Origin of the sequence: Stenotrophomonas sp. NPDC077420, from assembly GCF_044543385.1 — a bacterium.
Classification (GTDB): Bacteria; Pseudomonadota; Gammaproteobacteria; order Xanthomonadales; family Xanthomonadaceae; genus Stenotrophomonas.
In genome coordinates this window covers 1-21096 of the sequence record NZ_JBITVZ010000026.1, presented here as the reverse complement: position 1 = coordinate 21096, position 21096 = coordinate 1, and the positions used below count along the sequence as shown (strand labels likewise).

Here is a 21096-nt window from a genome sequence, read left to right as displayed (position 1 = left end):
CAGGGACCGACGGCTCATGCAACTGTGGCCGCGAACATCCGTCCGTCCACGGCCAATTCGCGCGTTACTGGCTTCGCCCACCGCAAGGCCGGTTGACCTGTGTGCGAGACACAGGTCTAGCCTGATCAACACCTCGCCGGGAGCAAGCCGATGACGACCAAGGAAGAAGTGACGCTGCCGCTGATGACGGTCCGCCAGCTGGCACGGCAGGGCGATGTCACGGTGCATGTGGTGCGCAACTACCTGCGGCGCGGTCTGTTGCAAGCGGCCACGCATACCGAGGGCGGCTACCAGTTGTTCTCCACCTCGGAGCTCCTTCGCCTGCACTTCATTCGCACGGCGCAACACCTTGGCTTCACGCTGGGGGAAATCGAGGAAATCATCCACCACAGCCTGCTGCGACATAGTCCCTGTCCGCTTGTGCGGGACATCATTCGGCGCAGGCTCGACGACACCCGCCAACAACTGGACAGGCTGCTCGCCATGCACGGACGAATGGAGCGTGCCATCCACGCCTGGGCGGAGCTTCCGGACTCCATTCCGACTGGCGATGACGTCTGCGCATTGATCGAATCTGTTGCCGCTGCTGAAGGCGGCGGGTTCGTCAAGTCCACCCCCCGGCGACTTCTTGGACGCCGCCCCACAGAGGAGAATTTGCCATGACAGCCTCCAGTCCTGCCCCCTCAGGCTCCCGACGCTGGGTCTTCTGGATCTTCCTGGCGCTGGCCGTGTTCTATCTCGCCGTCGAGCACCGCGCCCACCTTGGGGGGACGCTTCGCTGGTTGCCCCTGGCCATCCTGCTGCTATGTCCCTTGATGCATGTGTTCATGCACAAGGGGCATGGCGGTCATGGAGGTTCCGGAAGTCATGGGCGCGACGGCAATGCCGACGACACACCCCATGGCCAGCATGAGAGCCGTAGCAAGCGGGCACTGAACGACGAAACGTCCGACACCTCGAACGGAGGGCACTGACATGCAGGCACCCGACTCCGGCTACGGTCTTTGGCTCCTCGCCGCCATCAACGCCGCGTTCTTCATCTTCTTCGCCTGGAGCTTCTACAAACCGCTGACCCGTTGGGACTGGCGTGGGTTCGGTATGTTCTCCGCCTTCGTCGTGGCCCTGTTCGCGGAAATGTATGGCTTCCCGCTGACGCTGTACGTCCTGGGCGGCTGGCTCAGCGCCAACTATCCGCAGGTGGACTGGCTGAGCCATGACGCGGGCCATCTGCTCGAGATGTGGTTCGGCTGGCGCGCCAACCCGCATTTCGGCCCATTCCACATCGCAAGCTTCGTCCTGATCGGCGGCGGCTTCTGGCTGCTGTCGGCCGCCTGGCCGGTGCTGTATCGGGCACAGCGTGAAGGCCGGCTCGCCCGCGAGGGCGTGTATGCGCGCATGCGTCACCCGCAGTACGTCGCCTTCCTGCTCGTGCTGACCGGTTTCCTGCTGCAGTGGCCCACGCTGCTCACGCTCGCCAGCTATCCAGTGCTCGTGTGGGCCTATGCCCGCCTGGCGCGTCGTGAGGAAAAAGACTGCTTGAGCCGCTTCGGCGACGACTACGTCCGCTACATGCAGGAAGTGCCGGCCTTCATCCCGCGACGCCGGCGCGGCCCCGCTCCATCCCAAGGAGAAACCCGATGACGCACGTCCACAAACCCACTGTGCGCACGCGCACCTGGCCCATCGGCGACATGGTGAGTGCCGGCTGCGCGCGCACGCTGGAGAAGGCCGTGGCCGCGCTGCCTGGAGTCAACGCCACCAGCGCGAATTTCGCTACCGCGACCCTGCAGGTGTCCTACGACCCGGCCCGCCTGTCGGCGGGCGCGGTCGCCACCGCGATCCGCGACTGCGGCTTCCAATGCAACGCGCCGATGCCCGATGCCGACCCCGCCGCAGGCGCGCACGCCCATGCTGCGCATGCCGGGCACGGACAGGAATTGGCCGCAGAGCGCCCCGCTGACGCCCACGCCGGCCACGGCGATGACGCCACGGATGCCGGGGGCCACGACGCCCATGCGGGCATGAACCACGGCAGCGATCTGCACGCCGCGGCGCGCGACATGGGCCGCCGCTTCCTGGTCGCCCTCGCCTTCGCGATCCCGGTATTCGTGTGGTCGCCCATGGGCGGGCTGATAGAGCCGCCGCCGGTGCCGTTCGGACTGCGCGAGAACGTCTGGTTGTTCCTGCTGGCGACCGGCGCCGTGCTGTATCCGGGCTGGCCATTCTTCAGCGCCGCGATCCGGTCCCTGCGACGGGGTGTGCTGGACATGGCGGTCCTGGTGCTCCTGAGCGTGGGCACAGGTTACGGTTTCAGCATCGCGTCGACGTTCTTCTTCGACGGGCCGAACTTCTACGAGGCCTCGGCCGTCCTGCTGACCTTCGTCCTGCTTGGCCACTGGCTCGAGATGCGGGCTCGCGCCGGCGCCTCGGACGCCATGAAAGCGCTGCTGAAGCTGTCCCCACCCCGCGCGGTCGTCCGGCGCGAGGGGCAGGAGCTCGACATTCCCACCGCTGAAGTGCTGGTCGGCGAGACCGTGATCGTGCGGCCCGGGGCGAAGATCCCGGTCGATGGCATCGTGACGGAAGGCAGCTCTCAGGTCGACGAATCCATGCTGACCGGCGAGTCGATGCCGGTGCGCAAGGATCCCGGAGAGTCCGTCGTCGGCGGATCGATCAACAAGAGCGGCGCATTCGCCTACACCGCCACCAAGATCGGCAGCGACACGGCACTGGCGCAGATCATCAAGCTGGTCCAGACCGCGCAGAACTCCAAGGCGCCCGCGCAGCTGCTCGCCGACCGCGCCTCGCAATGGCTGGTGCTGGCTGCGATCGTGATCGGGCTGCTGACCTTCGCGGTCTGGTTCTGGTGGCTGGGACAGCCGCTGCTGTTCGCGCTCACGCTGACGATCACCGTCTTCGTCATCGCCTGCCCCGATGCACTCGGTTTGGCCACGCCGATGGCGATCATGATCGGCACTGGCCTGGGGGCACGACACGGCATCCTCTTCAAGCATGCCGAATCGATTGAGAAGAGCGCACGCCTGGACGTGGTGATCTTCGACAAGACCGGCACCCTGACGGTCGGCGCCCCCGAGGTGGTCGACATGGCGGTCGCGCCGGGCTGGACGCAGGAGCGGTTGCTGGCCGCGGCCGCCGCGGTCGAGGCGCACTCCGAGCACCCGCTGGCGCAGGCCATCCTGAAGCGTGCCGGTCCGGTAGCCGAGCGCGCTACCGCGTTCACCAACATCGATGGCCAGGGCGCTACCGGCGTGGTTGACGGGGTGCAGGTGGTGCTGGGCAACCGGATCCTGATGGTCGAGCACGGCATCGACCTCTCGGTATTGGAAGCGGAGGCTGCGCGCCTCACCGGTGCCGGTCGCACGGTGATCTATGCCGGGGTGGGTGACCGGCTCGCAGGCTTCTTCGCGATTGCCGACGCGATCCGGGAGACCTCGCGCGCGGCCATCGACGAATTGCACCGGCGCAACATCAAGGTGGCGATGATCACCGGCGACAACCGCCCCACGGCCGAGCGCGTGGCACAGGACCTGGGAATCGACATCGTGCTGGCCGACGTGCTGCCGGGCGGCAAGGCCGATGAGGTCATCAAGCTGCAGTCGCAGGGCCTCAAGGTCGGCATGGTGGGCGACGGCATCAACGACGCACCGGCGCTCACCCAAGCCGACGTTGGGTTCGCGATCGGCGCCGGCACCGACGTCGCCATCGAGAGTGCCGACATCGTGCTCATGCACAGCGACCCTTATGACGTCGTTCGCGCGACCACCATCGCCCACGCCACTCTGCGCAAGATGCATCAGAATCTGGGCTGGGCCGTGGGCTACAACGTGCTGGCCTTTCCGCTGGCGGCCGGTGTGCTCTATCCGTTCGTGCTGTCGCCAGAAATCGCCGCGCTGTCGATGTCGGGCAGTTCGGTGATCGTCGCCCTCAACGCGTTGCTGCTCAAACGCCTTCCACTGGCGGATGCCGCCACCCCTCGCAGCCCATCTAAGGAGTCCACACCATGAATACGGTCACACACGTCGCCCATTCCAGACCCCGAGGTACCAATCGCAGCCATTGGGTCGCCGCACTGGCCCTCGCGCTCGCGTTCGCATTGCCGGGGGTCGTCTCCGCGAACGAGGGTGGGTTCCGCCACAACGTGTTGATGCGCGGCCAGGTGCTGGAAAAGCAGGACGGAACGCTTGTGGTCTGTGTCGGGCAGGCCGACGGTGCCCAGGTCGGGCAGGTGCTGGACGTGATCCGGCACAAGCGCCGTATCCGGCATTCGCGGGCCGGCGGTCCACGCTACCGCCGCGAGAACGTTGGCCAAGTGCGCATCGTCGAACTGTTCGACAGCCACTACGCGGAGGCTGAAGTGATCTCCGGGAGCCCCAAGGTCAACGACACAGTGGAGCTGATCCGCCCCTGACAGGCGCGCGGGCGATGCAGATGCGCCTCGGCCCTCGCCATGCCCTCCGCAATCACTTCCCTTCCAGGACAGGAGCCACACCATGACAGCGTCTTCCAACCCCACCCTGCAATTCCTCGGTGCCGCGGGCACCGTGACCGGCTCGCGCTACCTGGTCGAGGCCAACGGTCAGCGCGTGCTCGTGGACTGCGGCCTGTTCCAGGGCTACAAGCAATTGCGCGAGCGCAACTGGGCTCCGTTTCCCGTCGAGGCGTCATCAATCGACGCGGTGGTCCTGACCCACGCCCACCTGGACCATTCGGGCTACTTGCCCGCACTGGTCAAACAAGGGTTCCGCGGCCGGATCCACTGCACCCATGGCAGCGTGGCCCTGTGCGGCCTGCTGCTTCCCGACAGCGGACACCTGCTCGAAGAGGAGGCCAAGTACGCGGCCCGCAAGGGGTACTCCAAGCACAAGGAACCACGGCCGCTTTATACCGAGGATGACGCCCGCCGCAGCCTGAAGCAGCTCAAGGGGCATGACTATGGTCGCGACATCGAGGTCGCATCAGGCGTCACGATCCGCTTCCATCCTGCCGGCCACATCCTGGGCGCTGCCCATGTCAGCCTTGACGTCCAGGGCCAGCGCCTGCACTTCAGTGGCGACCTGGGACGGCAGCAGGAGTCGCTGATGAATCCGCCGACGCCCCTGCCCGCCTGTGACGTCCTGGTCTGCGAATCCACATATGGCAATCGGGAACACATTCCGATCGACCAAGAAGCCGAGCTGGCACCGATCATCCGCCGCGTTGCCGCCCGCGGGGGCGTGATCGTCATTCCCGCCTTTGCCATCGGCCGCGCCCAGGCGCTCATGCTGCATATCGCCCGGCTGCGTGAGCGCAAGGACATCCCTCGCGTGCCGGTCTACCTCAACAGCCCGATGGCGATCAACGCGACCCGGCACTACCACGACCACCACTCCGAGCACCACGTGTCCGACGAGGACTGCCAGCGGATGTTCGACGTGGCCACCTTCGTCAACACTGTAGAAGAGTCGAAGGCACTCAACCGCCAGCGCGGGCCGATGATCATCATCTCGGCCAGCGGCATGATCACCGGCGGGCGCGTGCTGCACCACATCGAGGCGTTCGGCCCCGATGACCGCAACGCGATCCTGCTCGCGGGCTACCAGGCCGGAGGAACACGCGGTGCCGCGCTGGCGGCAGGCAAGCGCACGTTGCGCATGTTCGGCCGCGAGGTCCCCATCCGCGCCGAGGTGGTGCAGCTGGAGGGCTTCTCCGGCCACGCCGACGCCGGGGAGCTGCTGGACTGGATGCGCACCGCGCCGTCCGCGCCGCGCATGGTCTACCTCACCCACGGCGAGCCCGACGCTGCAGACACGCTGCGCGGGCGCGTGCAGCGTGAACTGGGCTGGCGTGCGCGCGTGCCGGGGCACCTGGAGCAAGTCGGATTGGAGGATGCGAGATGACCACGCAGGCCCCGGGCCACACCCGCCTGCGCGTCACCCGTGCCGGCATCGACACCTACCAGCAGCCGGTGGTCTATATGCACCGCGACTGCGAGGTCTGTCGCTCGGAAGGCTTTGCCGCGTTGACGCGCGTCAGGCTGGACGTGGACGCCCGCACGCTGGTGGCGACGCTGAACGTGGTCATCGACGATCGGCTCGGCCTGGACGAGGTGGCGTTGTCGGAGGCCGCGTGGACGCTCCTCGATCCCGCGCCCGACGCCCTCGCCGGCGTCAGGCACGCGGAACCCGCGGCGTCGGCGGGCGCGCTCCGTGCCAAGGTGTTCGGCGCCCGGTTGGACGACGCGCAGTACTTCGCCCTGGTGCAGGACGTGATGGAAAGCAGGTTGTCGGACCTGGAGCTTGCAGCTTTCGTCACTGCCAGCGCGGGTGACCGCCTGGACCATGCGGAGACGACCGCGCTGACGCGAGCCATGATCTCCGTGGGCCAGCGCCTGGACTGGGGCGAAGGGCCGGTGCTGGACAAACACTGCGTAGGTGGCCTGCCGGGCAATCGCACCACCCCGATCGTGGTGGCCATCGTGGCTGCGCTGGGCTACCGCATCCCGAAGACCTCGTCGCGCGCGATCACGTCGCCCGCGGGCACCGCCGACACCATGGAAGTGATGGCGCCGGTGGCGCTCGACCTGGCGGCGATGCGCCGGGTGGTGGAGCGCGAGGGCGGCTGCATCGTGTGGGGTGGCAACGTGCGCCTGAGCCCGGCCGACGACATCCTGATCCGGGTCCAGCGCCCGCTGGATTTCGACAGCGACGGCCAACTGGTCGCCAGCGTGCTGTCGAAGAAGATAGCCGCGGGCTCCACCCACGTCCTGATCGACATGCCGGTGGGTCCGACGGCCAAGGTGCGAGGTGAGGCCGCGGCCCACAGCCTCGGCACGCGGCTTGCCCACACCGCGGGCGCGCTGGGATTGCAGTTGGGCATCCATCGCTCCGACGGCACCCAGCCGGTGGGTCGGGGAATCGGCCCGGCGCTCGAGGCGCACGACGTGCTCAAGGTGCTGCGCAACGCGGCCGATGCACCCGCCGACCTTCGCGAACGCGCACTTGCGCTGTCCGCGGCGCTGCTGGACATGGCAGCGGGCAGCAACGCCGGCACCGGACTGGAGCGCGCGCGCGGCGTGCTGGATTCCGGGGCGGCGCTGGCCAAGTTCCTGGCGATCTGCGAGGCCCAGGGAGGCTTCCGCGAACCGCCACGGGCGGCGTTCACCGCCGACGTCCCGGCGCCTGCATCGGGCCGCATCGCGGCGATCGACAACCGCAGGCTGGCCAAACTGGCCAAGCTGGCCGGCGCCCCGACATCCCCCACCGCCGGCCTCGAAACCGGTCTGCGGATCGGCGATACGGTCGAGCGCGGACAGCCCATGATGACCCTGCATGCGGAGTCGCCGGGAGAACTGGCCTACGCCCTGGAGCACGCCGCGACGCTGCAACCCTTTGTGCTTGGAGAGGTTCCATGACCCGTGTGCTGATGCCCTTCCCGGCCGATGCAGTGTTGGCCGGCACCATCAACCAGCCCCTGCAGGCGCGCATTGCACCCGTGGCCTGGCGGCACTTCCCCGATGGCGAGTCGCTGGTCACCCTGGACGACGCACTGGACGGCGCCGATGTGGCGATCCTGGCCAGCCTGCGCAACGCCGATGCCCTGGCCCTCCCGCTGCGCTTCGCCGCCCGGACCGCGCGCGAGTTCGGGGCTCGTTCGGTCGGCCTCATCGCACCCTACCTGGGGTATATGCGCCAGGACACCCGCTTCCATCGCGGCGAGGCGGTCAGTACACCGCTGTTTGCGCAATTCCTCGAAGAGGCTTTCGACTGGCTGGTGACCGTGGACCCGCACCTGCACCGCGTCGAGCGCCTGCAGTCGCTCTACCGCATTCCGACGGTCCACGTATCGGCGACGCCGGCCGTGGCCCGCTGGATCGCTGAGACCGTCCCCGACGCTGTGCTGATCGGCCCTGACAGCGAGAGCGAGCAGTGGGTAGCGGACATCGCCGCCCTGTCCGGCATGCCCTACCAGGTGCTGGCCAAGGAGCGGCACGGCGACTACGACGTGCGCGTCAGCCTGCCCGACCCGCAGGCCGTGGCGGGCCGGACCCCGGTCCTGATCGACGACATCGTGTCGTCCGGCCACACCATCCTGGAGACCCTCGCACACCTGCGCCGGTTGTCGTTGCCGCCGCCACTGCTGGTCGCCATCCATCCGGTGTTCGCCGGCGATGCCTATGCCCGCCTGCAGGAAGCAGGTCTGGCCCGCATCGTCAGTACCGACACCATTGCCCACCCGTCGAACGCGATCGCGCTCGGCGCGGACCTCGCTGACGCGGCATCGACCCTGATGTCCGCTTCGGCCGACTCCCCGGAGGACCCATGAACCTGCATCTCAACTGCTGCACCGCCGACCAGCTGTCGGCCGCCGAGCGCCAGCGGACCCTTGAACTCGCCGACGCCCACCGGCGGGCCGATCCCGCGTTTGACCATTGGGCGGCCGGCTACGGCGTGATCCGACATGACCCGCTCACCCAGCTCCGGGTCCGCCAGATGGTGCACGAGCTGGTGGCCTTGGGCCGCACGCCCGATGCCGGCACCGCCTGGCAGCGGCTCGCCGCGGCCGATCGCGTCACCAGCGCCGGCATGTGGCTGGTGGCCCACATGACCTACAGCCAGCGGGTCCGCACCGACGGCGCGGCCCTCGAGGCCGATGACTTCAAGGCCACGCCCGAAGGCCACACTGGCGGGTCCCTCAACATGGTGCCGGCCTACGCCGGCTACCTGCTGATGGACGCCCTGGATGGCGTCACCCGCGCATGGATGATGGGCCAGGGGCACTGCGTGGCCGCCATCGACGCGCTGAACGTGCTGGTTGGCAACATGACCGCCCGGCACGCCGAACGTTACGACCGCTCCGACGCGGGGCTGAGCCGGTTCGTCGGCGACTTCTATGCCTACACCCTCAATCCGGACGGAACACCGGCGTCGCCCCTGGGCTCCCACGTCAATGCGCACACCGCCGGGGGCGTGATGGAAGGCGGCTATCTCGGCTTTGCCGAACTGCAGTACGTGCATGCACCGCTCAAGGACGAACGCCTGGTGGCGTTCCTCAGCGACGGTGCGTTCGAGGAACAGCGCGGCAGCGACTGGGCGCCGCGCTGGTGGCGTGCCGAGGACAGCGGGCTGGTCAGCCCGATCATCATCCTCAACGGGCGGCGCATCGAACAGCGCAGCCAGATCGCCCAGCAGGGCGGCGAGCGGTGGCTGGACCGGCACCTGCGATTGAACGGCTTTGATCCGATCGCGCTGGACGGGCGCGATCCGGCCAGCATCGCGTGGGGTATCCATGTGATGGAGTCGCGCCTGCAAGCGGGCGCCGCCGTTCCCGATGCCGACGTGCGGCTGCCCTATGGCATTGCCGAAACCGTGAAGGGCTTCGGATTCCCCGGCGCCGGGACCAACGCCTCGCACAACCTGCCCCTGCCCGGGAATCCGTCGAAGGAGGCCGAGGCACGCGCGCTCTTCAATCAAGGCGCCGCGGCGCTGTTCGTGGCCGCGTCCGAGCTCGAGGAGGCTGTTGCCGCACTCAACAGCCACGACCTCCAGCAGCGCGTGCGCGAGCGCGACCATGCGCTGGCCGATCGCCAGGTGGAACCGCCCCGCGTCCCGGCGATCGCCGACCGCGGCGCCGGCGGCGAGAGCTCGCCGATGACCGCGCTCGACGAGCAGTTCGTCGCCATCGCCGAAGCGAACCCGGGGCTGCGCGTGCGCGTGGGCAATCCTGACGAGCTGCGCAGCAACAAGCTCGATCGCACCCTGGACGCAATGAAGCACCGGGTGCACGAGCCCGAGCCCGGTGTCGCGGAATCGACCACTGGCGCGGTCATCACCGCGCTTAATGAGGAAGCCGTGGTATGCGCCGCGCTCGGCAACAAGGGCGGGCTGAACCTGGTGGTCACCTACGAGGCGTTCGCACCGAAGATGCTTGGCGCCGTGCGCCAGGAATTGATCTTCGCGCGTCACCAGGCACAGGCGGGGCGACCGCCCGGCTGGCTGGGCGTGCCTCTCGTGCTGACCTCGCACACGTGGGAGAACGCGAAGAACGAGCAGTCCCATCAGGATCCGACCATGGCCGAGGCGCTCCTGGGCGAAATGGCCGACATATCGCGCGTGGTGTTTCCCCCGGACGCCAACGGCGCCGCCGCGGCCCTCGCCCACGCCTACGCGCAACGCGGCACGGTCACCACCCTGGTCGTCCCCAAGCGACCGGTGCCGCACGAGCTGACACCGACGCAGGCGCAGGCGCTGGCCACCCAAGGTGCGCTGTGCCTGGCCGGCAACCCGGCGACAGCGGCGATCCTGCTGGTCGCCACCGGTGCTTACCAATTGCAGGAAGTGCGCCACGCGCAGGTGCGCCTCGTTGAACGTGGCGTGTCGGCCGCGATCGTCTATCTCGGCGAGCCCGGCCGGTTCCGCACGCCGCGCGATCCGGACGAGGCGCGGTACGTGCACTCCGACAGCGAGGTCCATGCACTGTTCCCGGCGGAACGGCCGCGCATATTCGTCACGCATACGCGGCCCGAGCCCTTCCTGGGCGCGCTGCGCCGGCTCGACACTGGCCCGGCCACGACCGCGGCGCTCGGCTTCGTCAACCGCGGCGGCACGCTGGACGTGCCGGGACTGCTGTTCGCCAACCGCAGCACCTGGGCGCACGTGGTCGATGCGGCCGCGGGCGTCCTCGGCCAGTCCCGGGGCGGCCTGTTGTCGGAAGCGGAGCTGGCGGCAGTGGATGGTCGGGGCGATCCGGCCACGATCCTGCGTCCTGCAAGTAGGTCGACGCCATGAGTTGTCCAACCGGGAGCGCGCGTTGATGGCGGGCACGGTGCGGCGCGGAGGCCAGATTGCCTGGGCGGGACTCAAGCTCGGCGTCGCCGTGCTGCGCCTGCGCCGACGTGCACCCGACCTGCTTCCGGCATACGTCAGCACCACACTGGTGGGGTTGGGCACCACCTTCGTCAAGCTGGGCCAGGGCTTGAGCCTGCGCTGGGACCTGCTGCCGGCGCCCTATCGCGAGGCGCTGTCGCGATTGCACAGCGATGTGCCCCCCTTCCCGGCGGAGGAGGCCATGCGTATCGTCGAACAGGCGTTTGGCGCGCCGGTCGGCGAACTTTTCGCCAGCTTCGATGACAAGCCCCTGGCCGCGGCTTCAGTGGCCCAGATCCATCCAGCGCGCATGCATGATGGTCGCGATGTGGTCGTCAAGATCACCCGCCCCGGGATCCATGCCCAGGTGCAGGCGGATCTGCTGCTCCTGCGGCGCACGATGCGCGTCGCCCAGTGGATCTGGCCGCCACTGAAACGCCACCGGCCGCTCGAACTGGTGGACGAACTAGGCGCATTCCTGCGTGACGAGATCGACATGCGTCACGAGGCGCAGAACATGCGGCGCATGGCCAAGGTGCTGGATGCCCTGCCCGGCATCACCCGGCCGCACGTCGTCGAGCCGTATGCCACCCGCAACGTGCTTGTGCAGGATCGAAGCCACGGGACCCGTCTGGAGGCCGCGTACGGCACAGCGGCCGCTCCCGCACTGGCAAGGGCGCTGCTCGGTGCCTACGTGCATCAGCTCTTCGGCGCCGGCGTCTTCCATGCCGACCCGCACCCGGGGAATCTGTTCTTCTTTGACGACGGTCGCCTGTGCCTGCATGACTTTGGATCGATCGGCGTGCTCGACCCTGCATCCCGGCTCGCGCTCGGCGGCATGGTCGAGGCCATTGCGGCCGACGACGCCGAGGGCGTGCTGGATGCAGCGATCGCCATGGGCTTCTTCCCGTCGCAGGTCGACCGCCGCTCGCATGTGCGCGAGATCCACCTGATCCTGGCCGAGATGGCCAGCCGTCCGCTGGCGCAGTGGTCCATTGCCGAGGCAATCTGGCGCGTGGCACGCATTGGGCAGGGCGCTGGCTTCCGGCTTCCGGCCCACCTGCTGTCCCTGATCCGGACGCTGTTCCTGGTCGAGAACACGCTGCGGGCGCTGGATCCGAATCTGGACCTGCTGGGGACGCTGTCCGCGCAGGCGGCCGCGATCGCCGACATTGCCGAAGCCAGCCGCCCCAGCGGCAACAGGCCGCTTGCCATGCGGCTGGCCCGCACTGCGCGCCAACTGCCACAGATCGCCACCGACCTGTTGCGGCAGGCGCAACTGAGCGACGGACGACCCGCCTTCTCCGTACACCACCATGGCCTGAGTTCCACGCAGGAGGCAATCGCGCGCACGGGCAACCGGCTGGCGTTGGCCCTGGTCACCTTGGGCCTGTACGTAAGCGGTGCGCTGTTGAGCCTGCATTCCGACGGCCCGCAAGTGTTCGGTCACATGCCTTTCCTGGCTATGGTGGCTTTCGCTGCTGCGGGATTGCTCTCACTGCGGCTGGTGATGGCCATCGCCAGATCGGGACACTTGTAACAGAACACTGATCTATCTCCCCGCTGGTGCCCGGCGCATCAGTGCATCCAGGAAGGCAGACCCATGACGCAACACAATCATCATCATCAAGATCATCAGGCGCACGGCGAGCAACCGCCGCATCCCCGCACGGGTGCTGAAGGTGACGTCCATGCCGGGCACGACAAGCATGCCGGCCACAGCGTGGCGAGCTTCCGCGACAAGTTCTGGCTCACGCTGCTGCTGACCATCCCCACTCTGATCTGGAGCGGGATGATCCAGCATTGGTTCGACTACACCGCACCACAGTTCCCGGGGTCGGCGTACATCCCGGCGGTGTTCGGCACGATCGTGTACTTCTACGGCGGCTCGCCGTTCCTCCGCGGCGGATACCACGAGCTGAGAAATCGCCTGCCGGGCATGATGACGCTGATCTCGCTTGCGATCACCGTCGCCTTCCTTTACAGCGCGTTGGTCACGCTCGGCGTTGTCGAGGGCTTGGACCTGTGGTGGGAGCTGGCGACGCTGGTGGCGATCATGTTGCTCGGCCACTGGATCGAGATGCGTTCGATCAACCAGGCACAGGGCGCTCTCAAGGAACTCGCGAAGCTGCTGCCTGATATGGCGGTGCGGTTGGATGAGGCCGGTACCGCGAAGGAAGTCCCTGTCGCGGAACTGAAGCGCGGCGACCTGCTGCTCATCAGGCCCGGCGCGAGCATTCCCGCCGACGGCGTCGTGAAGGAAGGGACCAGCGCCGTCAACGAAGCGATGATCACCGGCGAGTCCAAGCCGATGGACAAGTCGACGGGCGACCGGGTGATCGCCGGCACCGTCAACGGACAGGGCTCGTTGCGTGTCGAGGTGACGGGAACCGGCGACGAGACCGCGCTCGCGGGTATCATGCGGCTCGTCGAGCAGGCCCAGACGTCGCGCTCGCGCGCCCAGGCCCTGGCGGACCGGGCGGCGTTCTACCTCACGATCATCGCCATCGTCTCCGCCGCGGTTACCGCCATTGTCTGGCCACTCCTCGGTCGACCGTGGAGCTTCACGATCGAGCGCGTAGTGACCGTGCTCGTGATCGCCTGTCCCCATGCGCTGGGTTTGGCCATCCCGCTGGTGACCGCCATCTCGACCACGATTGGCGCACGGAACGGCCTGCTCGTGCGCGATCGACGCGGCCTGGAAGAGGCCCGTTTGCTGAACACGGTCGTGTTCGACAAGACAGGCACGCTCACGCTCGGTTCGCACCGCGTCGTGAAGACCACTGCCGCCGATGGACTCACCGACGACGAGGTGCTTCGCGTGGCCGCGTCGGTCCAGCGCGACGCTGAACATCCGATCGCGCAGGCGCTGATGACCAGCGCCAAGGAACATGGCATCGACGTTCCGATGTCGCAGGACTTCGAGTCCATGCCGGGACGCGGCGTGCGCGCAGTCGTCGAGGAGCGCTCGCTTCACGTTGGCGGGCCGGGTCTGTTGAGAATGCTCGCGGTCGAACCGCCGGAGACGCTTCGGCGGGCTGCCGAATCAGCGGCAGCCGATGGTCAATCTGCAACCTACCTGGTGGAAGGCGACCGGGTGCTCGCCGTATTTGCGATCGCGGATGCCATCCGTCCCGAATCGTTCGACGCGGTCAAGCGGCTGCACGACGAAGGACTGGAGGTTGTCCTGCTGACGGGTGATTCCACGGCGGTCGCAAACGCGGTCGCGAAGGAACTCAACATCGACACCGTCTTCGCCGAGGTATTGCCCGAGGACAAGGTGGCAAAGATCGAGGAGCTGCAGGCCCAGGGCAAGCGCGTCGCGATGGTGGGTGACGGTGTCAATGACGCTCCGGCGCTGCTCACGTCCGACGTCGGCATCGCCATCGGCACAGGGACGGACGTCGCGGTCGAGGCCGGCGACGTCGTACTCGTGCGCAGCGACCCGCGCGACGTGCCAGCGATCATCGAATTGAGCAAGGCCACCTATCGCAAGATGATCCAGAACCTGTGGTGGGCCGCCGGCTACAACATCGTCGCCATCCCTCTCGCCGCTGGCGTTCTCGCCGCATGGGGGATCCTGCTGCAACCTGCGCTTGGGGCAGTGCTCATGTCGCTGAGCACCGTCGTTGTGGCAATCAATGCGCAGTTGTTGCGCCGGGCGGTGCGGTCCCCATGAACATGATTCGGGGACACCTGTGACCACGCGCCGGCTTCTTGCACTCAACGTTGGCTCGTCCACCCTCAAGGGCGCGTCCTATCTGTTCAACACTGAGGGACACGGCGCGCAGTCTCGTCTGCTCGAGCGCTCCCGGGCCGAAATTCCAGTCGGCGTGGATGCGCAGGAGCGCCTTGCCACCCTGCTCGAGGCATTGTCGGAGCCGTGGCCCAGCCCCGACGTGGTGGTGCACCGAATCGTACATGGCGGTGACCTGCACGACGCCCGCGAGCTCGACGAAACCGTGCTCGCGAAACTGGATGCATTGGTGCCGTTCGCACCCTTGCACCAGCCGGTAGCCCTCGCTTTCGCGCGTGCCGCGCGCATGCGTTGGCCGCACGCGCGCCAAGGCGTGGCCTTCGACACCGACTTCCACGCGTCGCTCGCGCCCTGGAGCCGGCGCTTGCCTGTCCCTGAAGCATGGGATGCGCTGGGCATCCGCCGCTACGGTTTCCATGGACTCGCCTTTGCCTCCGCGCTCCGCATAGTGGCCAGCCACGACGCTGGAATCCTGAAGGGCCGCGCTGTCTTCGCGCATCTGGGGGGTGGCTGCAGCGTCTGCGCCGTCGAGGGCGGCCGCAGCCGCGACACCACCATGGCGCTCACTCCGCTGGGTGGAATCCCGAGCCCTACCCGCTCCGGAGATCTCGATCCCGGCGCGTTGCTGTATCTGCTGAGGCATGAACGCCTGGATGCGCAGGCGCTTGAAAACGGCCTGTACCGCAGTGCAGGCCTTGCCGGAATCGCCGGCCATGGCGACATGCGCGTGTTGCTGACGGATCCCGGCCCGCAGGCCCAGCTTGCCGTGGAGCTCTTTGCAGTCCGGATTGCGCAGTCCATCGCGGCCATGGCCACGGCAATTGGCGGTCTCGACCATGTCGTCTTTTCCGGCGGCATCGGCCATCGCGCGCCGGTTTTGCGGGCTCGCATCGTCGCGCGACTGGCCTGGCTCGGCCTGGCGCTGGCACCTGACGTCAACGATGCTGGAGCCACGCGGATCGACCGCGGGGGCGGGCCGAGCATATGGAACGTCGCGATCGATGAGGAGCGCGAACTGGCTGAATCGGCACTCGCCTGGCTGTAGCCACGACACGCCCCAAGGGTCGGCTCCGGTGGGGAATCACTCCTCGATCCGTGACGACGTGAGCACCGCTGCGAATCCACCACCGGGGGTGCGCATGTTCGTGGTCTGGCCCTGGTACAGCCTGGCCGCGAACAACAGGACACCCGCCTCGGACGCGAAGCAGCGCACATCCGCCTTGAGGGACTGGCCCCCATGCACGATCCGCATGCTCGGTGGCGCGAAGGCCTGTGCGATGTAGGTCGCCGACGCCATAGACGCCCAAGTCCGCCGGGTCAACTTGTCGCCCCGATAACTCCCACGGCTGCCAAACCCTGCTGCAGGCTTGAAGAAATATCCGTTGCGCACTGCCCACAACGCATCCCGGTTCGCGGGCACGAGTTCGACCGTGGGCGGGATCACCTGGCCCAGCAGTGCCGTCGAACCCGCATCGACCCCGAACCCGCCGAGCAGAGCCGGGTCCCCGAGCACCGCAAGGTTGCGCTTGTCGGCAAACAGCGCGTGTGCTCGGGGATGCGGCATCAGCGCGACGTCCCCTGCCAGGTAAGCCTCACGAATGTCTGCATGCGAGGCATCCTCGAGCGCGAAATCGGTCAACCGGTTGTAGACAGTGTCGATTCGACCGTGGGCATCCTCAAGCCCGTCCGAACCAAACGACAAATCCTCGGGAGCGCTGATCACGCAGTCCACGCCATGGTCCCGAAACGCGTTCGCGTACAGCACAAACTCGGGGTAAAGGAACTGCGCTCGCGGAGTGCTGTCCACGATGGCCAGGCGCGACGGCGTGCGCCCGGATTGCTGCCGAGCATCCTCCATCCAGGCCGTGACGGCCGCATCACGCGCTTGGGCCGCGTTGGTCCAGGTGGCCCATGCTGGCGGCGCGCAAGACCGCACGGCATCGAGCAACAAGGCATTGAGGAGCAGACCGCCTGGATTGGTGTTGACCTCGATCAGCCGCGGGCCATCGACCGTCAGGTGAAAGTCCAGACCCAGGACGCCCCCCGCCGAACCCGGATCATGGGTTGCAATGTCAGGGGCCCATTGCAGGACCCGTTGGCTATATCCCGGGTTTCCTGCGACGTCGAAGACCGCCGCCGCGACTCGTCCCATGGCCTCCAACGCGGGCCGATCAACGAACAAGGCATAGGGTGAAAATAAGTGCGCGTGTACGGCGGGATCAGTCGTGAACTCCGGAAAGGCACCCCGGATCGACTCGTGCAGACGGAGGATGTCGACCACTTCGCATGCACACCGCTGGTTGAGCGGCGCGCTTTCCAGGGTGGCACAGTCGATCTCGCAGCCTGTCTGTCCAACTATTATCGGAGTCCGCGGTTCAACCACAACAGGGATTGTTCTGTTGGATCGGTGGACATGGCACTGTTCCGAACGAGCAGAACACACAGCAGTCGCCTTGATGCGGACGCAAAACCGCTCCACAGCCCGTGCACTCATAGAAGAATTGACACGCTGTGATGGGCATTGTCTCGGTCGCCCGATGGCCGCACTCCGGGCAGGTCAAGACGCTTTCCAGCTTGACGTCACTCACCGCCAGTCCGCACCTTGGCCGGGAAGCCTGCTTCCGTGACTGCACGCGCGATTCCGGCTGCATCCGTCTGGCTCGATTCGAACGTCACCGTGACTGTTTCAGCCCGGGTATCCACCTTCACATCGGCCACGCCCGGCACCTTCTCCAGCGCCTTCCTGATGGTGATGCCGCAGGCGGGACAGGTCATGTTCTCAGCATCGAGCATCACTACGGTTGCGGGCGTCGCAAGAGCGGCACCGACCGACAGAGCAGCCACCAGGGCCAGTATCCACTTGTGCATCGCGCCTCCTACAGAATCCAGACGATGTAATAGGGAAACAGCAGCAACAGGACGATGAGGGCTGTCGCCAACCAGAGCCAACGTCGCCTGCGTCGCAGAGCGTCCGGGGCGATGCAACTGCCATCCACACCGCACCGTGCCGCCGGTCGATACAGCATCCAAAACGCCACGGCCAAGGACAGTACGGCGGCGGCGCTGAACCAGGGCCTCAAGGGATCGAGAGCTGTCAGGGTGCCGATCCAGGCGCCACTGATGCCCAGCAGGACCAGCACCAGCGGCACGACGCAGCAGACCGATGCGCCAATGGCGGCGATGCTCGCGCCAACGATGGCTGGAACAGACGATTTGGCCGGGGTTGTTTGCATCAGAGCATACTAGCCTCTGTACCTAGGTACGGAGTCAAGCCGTGCGTCCGAACACGTTTACGATCAGCCGGCTGGCGGCGGCGGCCGATGTGCACGTCGAAACCGTGCGCTACTACCAGCGGCGTAGGCTGCTGCGTCAACCCGAGCGACCCATAGGAGGCGTGCGTCGTTACGACGAAAACGATGTCAATCGGCTTCAGTTCATCCGGCGCGCTCAGATGATGGGATTCAGCCTCGACGAGATCGCTGGCCTGCTAGAGATCACAGGCGAAGGTTCTTGCGAGCAGACCCGTCAGCTGACCGAGCGAAAGCTCGTCGATGTCCGTCTACGAATCCGCGAGCTGCGACAGCTGGAGAGGGATCTCGAACAGAAAATAGCGCGGTGCGCCCAAGTGCCGGCGGGAGAGTGCTGCCCAACCCTCGATTTTCTGGAGCGGCCAATAAATCCAGCTGCGACAGGCAGTTAGCTCACTTTCGGCCCGTTTTTACACGAATCCCTGCCGACCCTCAAATTGTTTTCGCCGGACGGTTGCAGCCATGAAGCCCGAGGCGCAGCCGTGCCACCGCCAGGATTCACAACGAGACAAGGACGCCTTGGGCCGAACCGCTCCGAAAGGAGATGGGGCCGACTCGGCATCCCCGCCCGAAGGCTTCTCCAGCTCGCTCACTGACGCGGGCCAGGTCAACCACCAAATGAAAGGCGAGAAAGCCCCGGCCGCACCTTGCGGCGCCGGTCTTGAGGCGTGGCGTGGAAGCTCCATAGCGATGCCGGGCGGGTTGTCCGTGAACCGTCCTTCGTGACGTGATGGGCAGGAACCGCCAGCGTTGAGGGCAGCACGCATCCGTGCAACCTGCTGCAGCAAGGGCCAGCGTGTTCGCCAGCACCCCGTCCATCGCAGCGTAGCGCTGGCCGCGCCGATCCGGCGCAGCCGGTTCGGCCGCATCGAGGGGCGCCAAGCATCGCGCGGCGGGGATAGCCCGCAGGGCTTTCCCCTGGAGGCAAGCGAAGCGCGCAGCGCCAAAGGCGCGAAGGCGCGAGGAATTGAAGCCGAATGGCCGTGACAGCGAAGTTGACACGGGGCGCAGCCCGAAAGCCCGGCGGGGCGAAGCGCCGACACGCCCAGGCCGTTCTATATTTTCAGGAAAGAATCCAAGAGCAGTCCATGACCATCCAGCTACGACACGAAACACCTGACGACATGGCCGCCATCGAGGCCGTCACGGTCGCCGCCTTCGCCGATGCACCGCACACCAGCCACACCGAGCAGTTCATCGTGCGCGCCCTGCGCGCCGCCGACGAACTGACGCTTTCCATCGTGGCCGAGGAACACGGCCAGGTCGTCGGCCATGTGGCCCTGTCGCCCGTGACCATCACCGATCGCAACGGCCACAAGGCCGAAGGCTGGTACGGCTTGGGGCCGATCTCCGTCCTGCCGCAAAGGCAAGGGCACGGCATCGGCTCGCGCCTGATGGAACAGGCGCTGTCTGAACTGCGTGACATGCAGGCCGCGGGCTGCGTGCTGCTGGGCGATCCCGCGTATTACGCGCGTTTTGGTTTTCAGGCCCGTGCGGGCCTGCAACTGCCGGGCGTGCCGCCCGGCTACTTCATGGCACTGGCCTTCGATGGGCCGGTGCCCGAAGGCATCGCACACTACAGCGATGCTTTCAACGCCGCCGCCTGAGCCAGCGCGAAGGCGGCGGCGTTCTGAATCGGCTGCTGGCCTTGAACACCGCGCGCGGCCACTACCGCGACCGGATTTGCATTTCACCGCGCCCAGGACGGAACGGCCTGGGCGCGGTGCTGATCGCGGTTATTCCTTCGTCTCGATGAGCCACCACAAGGCGCGCGGCAAGGCGCGGCCCGTGATGGGATGAATGTCGGTGAGGTCGGCGCGGGCCGACCAGCCCGAGGGCAGGCGATAGCCGCGTACGTCGCCTGCGCCGTGCCAGCGGCGGGCGCGTACTGTGCCGGGGGCGTAGATCGCCGCCATGCGCCGGCGGCTGGTGGCGGTGTGGATCATGGAGCTTCTCCTTCCAGCGAAGCGCCCCGGTCGAGGCCGGGGCGCTTGCCTTCGGCGCGGGTCAAGCGGCCAGCACCTCGGCGGGTTCATCCGCCATTGCTTCGGCATCCTCCGAGGCGTCCTGCTCCGGGCTTTCCTCCTGCGCGGCATCCTGCGGATCTGCGGCCTTGAAGATGGCGGGCATCCAGCCCGTGCCATCGGCCAGCCGCTCGGCTTCGCTGGCAATGTCGGCCTTCTTGAGCTTCGCCAGCCGGTTGATTTGCTCGGGCGCGTACTCGCCCACGGCATCCAGAATCACGGCCTTGGAAACGTGCTTGAAGTAGCCTTCTGCGGTCGGCTTCCACCATGCGGCCATGTCGAGGCCCACGGCCTGCGCCAGTTCTTCGCCGCGATGGTGCGTCGTGGCGCGGGGCGTCACCACGTCCACCGTGGAAGCCACGCACACGGCCAGCAGTCGCACCAGTTCGTCTTGCGGCTTCGCCAGCAGCGCGGCGAACAGTTCGGCGCTGTCCTCCGGCAAGGCTTCACCGGCCACCTGTTGCAGTTCGCGCAGCGCCACGGCGGCGGGCGATTCCGGCCAGTCCGGTGCCATGCCTTCCAGCCGGTATTGCGCCGTGAGGCGCACGCCGAGCGGCAGGCCATCGCCGTAGGCGTCGGGCTGCAAGACGGTCTGCACCATGCCATGCACCAGTGCGGCCAGCGCGACATGCGGATGCCGGGCGACTTCGATTTGCAGCGCCGCCGTGCGGTGGGCGCTCAACCGCTGCGCCAGCCGGTCGGACAGGCTCGCGGCCTTGGGTGCGTCGTCGGCGTCCTCGTGCTCGTCGTTGGCGACTTCGCCTTCGGTGTTGCCGAAACCGCGCCGCAGCTTTTCCAGCGTGCGCAGCGCCTTGGCCTCGGCTTCGCGCAGCAGGCCGCGATGAATGGCGGCTTCGCCGTTGCGGTCGATGGTGACGATGACACCGGCCACCTCGCGCACTTCGGGGGCATAGCCCTGTAAGGCGTCCTCCGCGTCTTGCAGTTCGCCGATCACCTGATCGCGCCGCCGTTCCAGCTTCTCGGCCTTGGCCTCGTCCTCGGCGTCGCAGGCTTCTTCCAGTTCGGCGTCGATCTTTTCGAGGCGGGTTTCCAGCGAGGCGATGCGGCGGGCCTCGCGGGTGGTCGGCTCGCGGCGATGGCGCGGGGCGTTCTGGAACGCCTGCCGTTCCTCGTAGGCCAGATGC

At 67.2% G+C, this 21096-nt stretch carries 19 protein-coding genes and 1 pseudogene; 14 read left to right on the top strand and 6 right to left on the bottom strand.

What is annotated here, in order from left to right; translation table 11 throughout:
• Positions 1-150: 150 nt before the first annotated feature.
• The 12 genes from ACIGII_RS18455 (at position 151) to ACIGII_RS18400 (ending at position 15664) form a co-directional block, all read left to right on the top strand.
• On the top strand, positions 151-663 hold the full coding sequence (locus tag ACIGII_RS18455; RefSeq protein WP_017357196.1) for a MerR family transcriptional regulator: 513 nt from the start codon (positions 151-153) through the stop codon (positions 661-663).
• The gene (locus tag ACIGII_RS18450) at positions 660-974 is read left to right on the top strand and encodes a DUF2933 domain-containing protein (protein WP_065427866.1); all 315 of its coding nucleotides are present in this window, start codon (positions 660-662) and stop codon (positions 972-974) included. The genes ACIGII_RS18455 and ACIGII_RS18450 overlap by 4 nt, the downstream gene beginning before the upstream one ends.
• Before the next feature lies 1 nt (position 975).
• Positions 976-1641, top strand: a complete 666-nt coding sequence (locus ACIGII_RS18445) for an isoprenylcysteine carboxylmethyltransferase family protein (RefSeq protein ID WP_017357195.1) — start codon at positions 976-978, stop codon at positions 1639-1641.
• Positions 1638-4025, top strand: a complete 2388-nt coding sequence (locus ACIGII_RS18440) for a cation-translocating P-type ATPase (protein WP_049404642.1) — start codon at positions 1638-1640, stop codon at positions 4023-4025. Before ACIGII_RS18445 ends, ACIGII_RS18440 begins: the two co-directional genes overlap by 4 nt.
• Positions 4022-4429, top strand: coding sequence for a hypothetical protein (locus ACIGII_RS18435; RefSeq protein ID WP_049436410.1), 408 nt, complete (start codon positions 4022-4024; stop codon positions 4427-4429). Before ACIGII_RS18440 ends, ACIGII_RS18435 begins: the two co-directional genes overlap by 4 nt.
• An 82-nt stretch (positions 4430-4511) precedes the next feature.
• A complete protein-coding gene (locus ACIGII_RS18430; protein WP_017357192.1) occupies positions 4512-5897 on the top strand; it encodes an MBL fold metallo-hydrolase RNA specificity domain-containing protein in 1386 nt (461 codons plus the stop codon).
• Positions 5894-7411 (top strand): thymidine phosphorylase family protein, encoded by a 1518-nt coding sequence (locus ACIGII_RS18425; protein ID WP_154352390.1) that lies wholly within the window; start codon positions 5894-5896, stop codon positions 7409-7411. The genes ACIGII_RS18430 and ACIGII_RS18425 overlap by 4 nt, the downstream gene beginning before the upstream one ends.
• A complete protein-coding gene (locus ACIGII_RS18420; protein ID WP_017355176.1) occupies positions 7408-8322 on the top strand; it encodes a ribose-phosphate diphosphokinase in 915 nt (304 codons plus the stop codon). Before ACIGII_RS18425 ends, ACIGII_RS18420 begins: the two co-directional genes overlap by 4 nt.
• Positions 8319-10784 carry a xylulose 5-phosphate 3-epimerase gene (locus ACIGII_RS18415; protein ID WP_399636377.1) on the top strand — a complete coding sequence of 822 codons (2466 nt, stop codon included), beginning with the start codon at positions 8319-8321 and terminating at the stop codon, positions 10782-10784. The genes ACIGII_RS18420 and ACIGII_RS18415 overlap by 4 nt, the downstream gene beginning before the upstream one ends.
• A gap of 25 nt (positions 10785-10809) precedes the next feature.
• Complete coding sequence (locus tag ACIGII_RS18410; RefSeq protein ID WP_399636379.1) at positions 10810-12402, top strand: ABC1 kinase family protein; 1593 nt, start codon at positions 10810-10812, stop codon at positions 12400-12402.
• 63 nt (positions 12403-12465) lie between these two features.
• On the top strand, positions 12466-14541 hold the full coding sequence (locus ACIGII_RS18405) for a heavy metal translocating P-type ATPase (RefSeq protein WP_082316348.1): 2076 nt from the start codon (positions 12466-12468) through the stop codon (positions 14539-14541).
• Positions 14542-14560: 19 nt separating this feature from the next.
• A complete protein-coding gene (locus ACIGII_RS18400; protein WP_036196077.1) occupies positions 14561-15664 on the top strand; it encodes an acetate/propionate family kinase in 1104 nt (367 codons plus the stop codon).
• A 36-nt stretch (positions 15665-15700) separates the two neighbouring features.
• Here ACIGII_RS18400 and ACIGII_RS18395 read toward each other — a convergent pair whose 3' ends face one another.
• The 4 genes from ACIGII_RS18395 to ACIGII_RS18380 form a co-directional block, all read right to left on the bottom strand.
• On the bottom strand, positions 15701-16900 hold the full coding sequence (locus tag ACIGII_RS18395) for a hypothetical protein (protein WP_017355170.1): 1200 nt from the start codon (positions 16898-16900) through the stop codon (positions 15701-15703).
• 94 nt (positions 16901-16994) lie between these two features.
• Positions 16995-17207, bottom strand: a complete 213-nt coding sequence (locus ACIGII_RS18390) for a GDCCVxC domain-containing (seleno)protein (RefSeq protein ID WP_083536958.1) — start codon at positions 17205-17207, stop codon at positions 16995-16997.
• Positions 17200-17487: a heavy-metal-associated domain-containing protein gene (locus ACIGII_RS18385; RefSeq protein ID WP_017355169.1), complete on the bottom strand. Its 288-nt coding sequence runs from the start codon at positions 17485-17487 to the stop codon at positions 17200-17202. Before ACIGII_RS18385 ends, ACIGII_RS18390 begins: the two co-directional genes overlap by 8 nt.
• An 8-nt stretch (positions 17488-17495) precedes the next feature.
• On the bottom strand, positions 17496-17852 hold the full coding sequence (locus tag ACIGII_RS18380) for a mercuric transporter MerT family protein (protein WP_017355168.1): 357 nt from the start codon (positions 17850-17852) through the stop codon (positions 17496-17498).
• Between the two features lie 41 nt (positions 17853-17893).
• Between ACIGII_RS18380 and ACIGII_RS18375 the strand changes: the two genes are divergently transcribed.
• Positions 17894-18319: a MerR family transcriptional regulator gene (locus tag ACIGII_RS18375; protein ID WP_399636382.1), complete on the top strand. Its 426-nt coding sequence runs from the start codon at positions 17894-17896 to the stop codon at positions 18317-18319.
• A 696-nt stretch (positions 18320-19015) separates the two neighbouring features.
• Positions 19016-19534, top strand: coding sequence for a GNAT family N-acetyltransferase (locus tag ACIGII_RS18370; RefSeq protein WP_154353609.1), 519 nt, complete (start codon positions 19016-19018; stop codon positions 19532-19534).
• A 129-nt stretch (positions 19535-19663) separates the two neighbouring features.
• Here the strand turns inward: ACIGII_RS18370 and ACIGII_RS18365 are convergent, their stop codons facing one another.
• Entirely contained in the window at positions 19664-19873 is a 210-nt protein-coding gene (locus tag ACIGII_RS18365; RefSeq protein ID WP_154352389.1) for a hypothetical protein, read from the bottom strand.
• A gap of 61 nt (positions 19874-19934) precedes the next feature.
• A pseudogene (locus ACIGII_RS18360) lies at positions 19935-21096 on the bottom strand (chromosome partitioning protein ParB); the annotation flags it as partial.